The organism is Arthrobacter sp. B0316-1-20, assembly GCF_059091865.1.
This window is the reverse complement of record NZ_JBNHHC010000106.1, coordinates 1-6,498: the sequence shown is the minus strand read 5'-3', so window position 1 is coordinate 6,498 and position 6,498 is coordinate 1. Positions and strand designations below refer to the sequence as shown.

Below are 6,498 nucleotides of genomic sequence, written 5' to 3'. Positions count from 1 at the left end.
AAGTGGGCAGATCTCATGGCCACCGGTGGGCAGTTCTACTGGCCGTCAGTGGGCATTTTCGTGGCCGCCTACGGGCAGTTTTTCATGGCCGCTAACAGGTGCGGCCCACAACTGCCCTGGAATGGTTCCGGCCAGCACCACCCGTACGCAGATTAACCGCGTGATAAAGCTCCTCTCAGGAAACTACTAAAAGAGCTACCGGGCTATCCCCCTGGGGTGGCTCCCCCGGGTCTACGAGCGGCTTGGATCCAAGCCCCTGATGCGGCTTTTCAGGAGAACGCAGCCCGTCCTTCTCCGCCCTCTGCACGGCACGGTGCTACACCTCAGCTGTTGTGGTGCGATAGACGCGATGGCTCTTCCAGGAATCCGGCTTAGCCACCATCCATGACTCCATCGCCCGTGACCCGGTCCCCACCACTGCCGGCGAGCGCAGCAGCGGTCCGTCGGACGCGTCCGTGGCCCACCGTCCATGGACACCCGTTCAGGGCTACCATTTGACGGTGGTACGGGGGCGGCAGAGAGCTGTTGGAGCCAAGGAGAACTGGTTGGCTTAAACTCGCTACAGGACCCCGTCCCCGTCGCGGGGGTCTCCCCCAGCCCATCACAGGAGTGCCTTTCCTTATGAGTGCCATCACCGGTTGGTGTATGACCAAAGACTGCGATACCCCCACCAGTCGTGGTGGTTGCCCGGTGCAGATCGGTGAGAACCCGCCCTGCCCCTGCCATCTAGGCAGTGCCCAGGCCCGCGGATTCCTGCCTTCCTCCCCGCATCGCATTCAGGCAAAACCAGCCGCAAGCCCCGTCAGCGCCACCGTCTGATTCCCCTTGCCCGTACGCTCGGGTCCTGCTGGTTTCCTTTCCCTGGGGCCGGTGCCACCGCATCGGGTTGTGACCTCTGCCTTCCGGCAGGCGTGTTCCGTTTACTTCCATGTCCTTGTGAGGACTGGGTCTGCGGCATTGAGGCTCTAGCCGAGTTCGTGGCTTGCGTTGAGGAGGAAATTTTTTAGGGTCATCGATGCCCCAGCCCGGCTGCCGGCCACCGGTGGAAGCTCAGAGGGATCAGCGAGCGGCTAAGTGAATTGCGCGGGTGTCGTGCGGGCCTTATCAATCAGGGTCTGGCTCGGTGTTGTCGCCACGGAGCTGACCAAAGCCGGCCGGCATCTTGCGCCAGTGGCTTTGACCTGCTTCGCACTCAAGAGCCGGCCCCGGGCCCGTTGGTGTCAGCTGCAGAGATCCTGGCCGGGCTGCGGCAATCGGCCTCTCCCGGATCCACTCTTGGAGCCCCTCGACGGACTGACACTAATGTTTCCCGAGGGAAAGTTTGTGTATGCAGGCGATAACCGCGCGCCTGCAGGGAGCTGGAACCAACCGTGAGACCAGTGCGTGGGGTGTGGCAATGACACCCAGGGTGACAGCAACCTGGCCAGGTGAACCGGGGACATGCCGGTTTGGTTCTGGTTCAGGATTGGTCGAGCCAGAATTCCTTGGCACCCGTCGTCGGGGTGCCGGTCTCGGCGAGGCGGTGCAGGGCGATGTTGGCCGCGTGCAGTGTCTCGAGCACGGCCTCGTGCGGGCCGGTCAGCACGCTGCGGCGAGGTGCCGCAGAAATTTGAAGACGGCCCGGTGATCGTCCTGGGGTATGGCGCCACGCCCGTCCATCGTATTCGGGACGGAGTGGCTGCCTTGGCGGAGGTCAGCCAGCAGCCACGAAGTGGACTGCTAAAACAGCCATAAAGCGGTAGGGACTTGCGGACCACTGCTCTCCTACGGTGAAGCAATGACACACGAGATGGCTGCGCTCACCGCCATGGAATTGGGCGAACGCTTTCGGAACGGACTCTCCCCCGTTGAGGTGATAGAGGCCGTGCTGAACGAAGCGACCGACAAGGAACCGTTCCTTAACGCACTCACCCACGTCGATGCAGAGTCGGCACTGGCCATGGCCAAGGCGTCCGAGTCCCGTCTGCGGGCTGGCCGGCCTGTCGGTCCGTTGGACGGTATTCCGGTCACTATCAAGGAGCTACTGGCTGTTCGTTCCTGGCCGCTGCGGCGCGGGTCCCGGGCCTTCGGGTCGGGGCCGCAGCCCCAGGACGCTGCTGTGGTCCGACAACTCCGAGCACAGGGGGCTGTTATCTGGGCGCAAACCGCCTCTGCCGAAATGGGGTGGAAGCCCCTGGACGGCAGCCTCTTGAACGGCGCCACACACAATCCCCTGCATTCCAGGCTGACCCCGGGCGGTTCCAGTGCCGGCAGCGCCGCTGCAGTTGCCGCTGGTTATGGGCCGCTCTCTATCGGCACCGACGCCGCCGGATCCGTTCGGATTCCTGCGGGCTTTTGTGGGCTGACCGCTCACAAACCGTCGAGGGGTCTCATGGATCTTCCCGGCGGTGCATTCGCCTTCCTCGCCGCATCCGGACCAATAGCTCGCACGGTCGCTGACCTGAGGCTGGTCCAGAATGCGCTCTTCGGGTCGGGGCTGCCCCAACAAGGGGCCTGTCCGGAGTTCGGGTCGGCGTCGTCCAGACCATCGGCAGGCAACCGTCCCCAGAGCAGGCATGCTTGGACGGGCTCAAAGCGGCCGTCGACGCACTCACCGCTCAAGGCAGCATTGCCCGGGTGATTGACTGGTCCAAGGTTGATCTGCGGAACACCATGTCCACGCTTTGGCAGACTTCCCTGGCCGCTTCCGTCTCTAGGCTGGATCCTGCCCAGCGTGCCCTGACTGATCCCGGCCTCATGGCCATGGCTGCAGCCGGTGAGGCGAAGTCGGCCACGGACCTCCTCGATGCCCAGATGAAAAGCAACCTGTGGTCCTTGGAGCTGGAGGAACTCTTTGACGACCTCGACATGATCATCACACCGACCACGGCGTGCCTGCCGTTCGAACACGACCGCGCGACACCGGCAAATTGGCCAGACGAAGACTGGCTGAGTTGGATTCCCTACACCTACCCCTTCAACCTCAGCGGCCATCCTGCTGTGAGCATCCCGTCAGGCTACAGTAGCGACGGACGGCCGCGTTCCGTGCAGCTGATCGCCCGCCGCGGACGCGACAGCGACCTTCTGGCGTGGGCTGAAGAACTGGAACGGAGCCTGCAGCCGCTCGGCCGCACTACCTCGGTGGCCGCGGTCTGAACCGGGCCTAAACATGCCCAATTGATCGTGGCAGCCCTGAGGTACACCCAAACTGACGCCAGGACAGCATCTGAAAGCCATCAGGATGCCCGCCCTTGACTTGAGCGCGAGCACCTTCTAAACAAATGGAGAAAAGGGTCACTGGCCACAACTGAGGCTGGCCTATCAGTGGGAAAACCCGTCAAATAGACGGGCACTGAAGACTTGGCGAGATGGCCGCCATGTCCAAATTCTTCGGACTATCGGCAGCAGCGAGAGCAAGAGCTTCTCACGGTCACTTATTCGGCCGTTTACGTGACAAGCTCCGTTGTGATCGTTAGCTCGGAATGGTTCTGGCACGAATTTCGTGATCGTGGACCGGGCGGGGTGGCGGTCACGAGAGCAGGACTCTCTGCCTTAGGAGCTGGAATCCGGCGCGGCCGAACATCTGACGTTTGAGCATCTTGATCCGGTTGATGTGCCCTTCAACGGCCCCGGAACTGTAGGGCAGGGTCAGTGCGGCGGTAACCGCGTCCCGGTCGCGGTCGATGCCGTTGGCGAAGGCGTGCAGGCTAGGCAGGGTGTTGATGTAGACCTTGTCCAGCCAGTGCCGGAGCCGGTCGCCGCGCAGGTCGGTGAGCATGGCCGCGAAGCCGCGCACATGCGCGGTGGCGGATTCCAGTTCCGGGCAGCGGGCCAGCACGGCCTCGAGCCGGACCCGCTCGTCCTTGCCCAGCGCGTCCGGGGCGGACATGATCCAGCCGGCCGGCGGCGCAGGGGCCGGCGCGGGGACGATCCCGGCGGCGCGCAGCGCGCGCAGGTAGACCGACACCGTGCCGCAGCCGCCCCGGTACCCCCTGGCGGTGATCTGCCGATACAGCTCCGCGTCGCTGACCGGGCCCTCACTGAGCCGCTGGTGCAGGTAGGGCTTGTAGGCATCAAGGATCGTCACCCGATTGGCCCACGGGGACGCGGTCAGCGCCTCCGCGTCACCGGCACGCGCGTACTTGCGCACGGTGTTGTAAGCCAGGCCAAGCTCGCGGGCGGCGGCCCGCATGCTTTTGCCCTGCCCGAGAAGCCCGCGCACCCGCCGGTAGCGCTCCCGTGTCCGCCCGGGCAGGATATGGCTGTCCGCGTAGGCACCGGCGGCAGCCTCGCCAACCTCCCCGCCAGGCTCCTGGCGTTGGCGGTCTTCGGGCACCTGCTGCGCGGCGGGCCCGGACAGGCACAACCGGTGCCGGGCGACCTCTCTTTCTATGTGTTCGCCCAGGTTGTGCCACAGGTGCCAGCGGTCGGCGACCTGCACTGCTTCCGGTGCTCCGGCGCGGGCGCCCTCCGCGTAGGCCCCGGCCCGGTCGCGGCAGATGGCCTGCGCGCCGGGGTGTTCGCGCAGCCACCCGGCGAAGGTCTCGGACTGCCGGTCCGGCAGCAGGTCGACGGGGCGGCGCGAGCCGCAGTCGACCAGGACCGTGCCGTAGACCTCGCGTTTGCGCAGCGCGAAGTCATCCACCCCCAGCACCTTTGGCGCGCGGGCCGGAGCCGGGGCGGGCAGCAGCATCACCAGGCGCAGCAGGGCCGTCCTGCTCACCGCGGCGGCCAGGATTCCGGTGAGCCGGGCCCCGGCCCGCCCGGCCAGGGCCAGGCCGACAGCCTGGAGCACCTTCACCAGCAGCGGGGTGCGCCGCCCGTAGCGGACAGTGATGCCGTTGACCTGCTCACAGAAGGTCCGTCGGGGGCAGCCCGCTGCGTCGCAGAACAGGCGTCGCACCGATAACTCGATGACCACCGGCTGTCCGCCCACAGCAGTGTCCGCGATCCGGCGCCGGTAGCGGCTATGGGCCCGCCGCGACAACACTCCGCAGCCCGGGCACGGCAGCGCACTGTCGGCGCGGGTCCGGGCCGACACCCGCACCGCCTCGTCCATCCGGCGTACCCGCTCCACCAGCACCTCATTCAAGTGCGGGAACACCACCCGCAGCAGATCCTCACACTGTCGCAACGATCCCACCGCAGCGACGATCAGTCACCATTCACGAAAATCGTGCCAGAACCCGGTAAATGGTTCTGGCACGAATTTCGTGAATAGGGTATCGGGCGTGATTACGCTCATGAGAGCAGAACTCTCTGCAACGATCCCACCGCAGCGACGATCAGTCACCATTCACGAAATTTGCACCAGAACCCGGTAAATGGCGGTGTTTTAGCAGCGGTAAATGTCACCCCGGCAGCCCTTGGCGGACCCTCCACCGGGCTGGGCGTGCTCATGTTCGACGGGGCGTCGCGGCGGGAGGCGGTCGAGTATGCCACGCTGACCCCCGGGCACGAGGACTGCCTGCGAGTCGATCGTGCACCGATGAGTTTCCCGCGCCGCGCCGGATCTATACGCTGGAGACCGACTGACGGAAGGCTGGCGCCATGCGGAAACTGATCTACGGCATGAACCTGACCCTGGACGGCTACATCGCCGCGGCCGGCGACGACATTGGCTGGAGCGGGCCGAGCGACGAATTGTTCCAGTGGTGGCTCGACCAGGAGCGGGCGAGCGGCCTGTCGCTGTACGGGCGCAAGCTCTGGGAGACAATGAGCTCCTACTGGCCCACCGGCGACCAGCAGCCCAACGCCACCCCGGCGCAGATCGAGTTCGCGCGGAACTGGCGGGACACGCCGAAGGTGGTGTTCTCCTCGACGATCGACAAGGTCGACTGGAACACCCGCCTGGTCACCGGCGACGCGATCGCCGAGATCACTCGGCTCAAGGCCGAGGAGGGCGGCCCGATGAGCGTCGGCGGCGCAACGCTCGCCGGGGCGGCCATGCGGGCCGGGCTGATCGACGAGTACGCGCTGGCCACCCATCCGGTGCTGGTGGGCGGCGGCACGCCGTTCTTCACCGCGCTGGACAGCTGGGTGAACCTGGACCTGGTGGAGACGCGGACGTTTCCCGGCGGCGTGGTCCTGACCAGGTACGAGACGAGGCGCTGAGCGCGGTTCCTCCGGGCGGTGGGGGAAATAGATCCACCACCCGCGGCCCCACGTCGGTGGCCAGCAGATGACCAGCTGCATTACCGAGATGGCGGCCCCTGACTTCTTTGTGGATGAACAGGTCAAAGGGCCATTCCGCAGCTTCAGGCACGTCCACGAGTTCACTCAGGATGCCGGCGGCACGACCATGATTGACCGCATCGAGTTCACCGCACCCTTCGGTCTCCTAGCGCGAGTGGTGGAGAAACTGGTCCTGGCAAAGTACCTGCAAAGGCTGATTGAGGCGCGCAACCGCTATTTGGCAGCCGCCTAGTAGTACTTTGTTAGGTTTTCCGGCGAGGGTCTTTTAATCCGCCGGCGGTCCTGTTAATTTCCTGTTGTGGAGATGAACGGGACGGGGCTGCG

At 65.3% G+C, this 6,498-nt stretch carries 4 protein-coding genes and 1 pseudogene; 4 read left to right on the top strand and 1 reads right to left on the bottom strand.

The features are described from left to right. Positions 1 to 1,777 precede the first annotated feature (1,777 nt). Positions 1,778 to 2,461, top strand: a pseudogene (locus AC5RW2_RS39530) (amidase family protein); the annotation flags it as partial. Positions 2,462 to 2,493: 32 nt separating this feature from the next. Then, positions 2,494 to 3,135 carry an amidase family protein gene (locus tag AC5RW2_RS39525; RefSeq protein ID WP_494037339.1) on the top strand — a complete coding sequence of 214 codons (642 nt, stop codon included), beginning with the start codon at positions 2,494 to 2,496 and terminating at the stop codon, positions 3,133 to 3,135. A 373-nt stretch (positions 3,136 to 3,508) separates the two neighbouring features. Here AC5RW2_RS39525 and AC5RW2_RS39520 read toward each other — a convergent pair whose 3' ends face one another. After that, positions 3,509 to 5,122, bottom strand: coding sequence for an ISL3 family transposase (locus AC5RW2_RS39520; RefSeq protein WP_494075209.1), 1,614 nt, complete (start codon positions 5,120 to 5,122; stop codon positions 3,509 to 3,511). A 407-nt stretch (positions 5,123 to 5,529) separates the two neighbouring features. On the opposite strand from AC5RW2_RS39520, the gene AC5RW2_RS39515 reads away from it, so the two are divergent. Both AC5RW2_RS39515 and AC5RW2_RS39510 read left to right on the top strand, forming a co-directional pair. Continuing rightward, entirely contained in the window at positions 5,530 to 6,093 is a 564-nt protein-coding gene (locus AC5RW2_RS39515; protein WP_493986561.1) for a dihydrofolate reductase family protein, read from the top strand. Positions 6,094 to 6,160: 67 nt separating this feature from the next. Beyond that, a complete protein-coding gene (locus tag AC5RW2_RS39510; RefSeq protein WP_493986560.1) occupies positions 6,161 to 6,406 on the top strand; it encodes an SRPBCC family protein in 246 nt (81 codons plus the stop codon). Positions 6,407 to 6,498: the final 92 nt, after the last annotated feature.

What these genes read in the sequence shown, in the direction of transcription:
- AC5RW2_RS39515 (WP_493986561.1), top strand. Translation starts at nt 5,530, where the DNA reads ATGCGGAAACTGATCTACGGCATGAACCTGACCCTGGACGGCTACATC.
- AC5RW2_RS39510 (WP_493986560.1), top strand. Translation starts at nt 6,161, where the DNA reads ATGACCAGCTGCATTACCGAGATGGCGGCCCCTGACTTCTTTGTGGAT.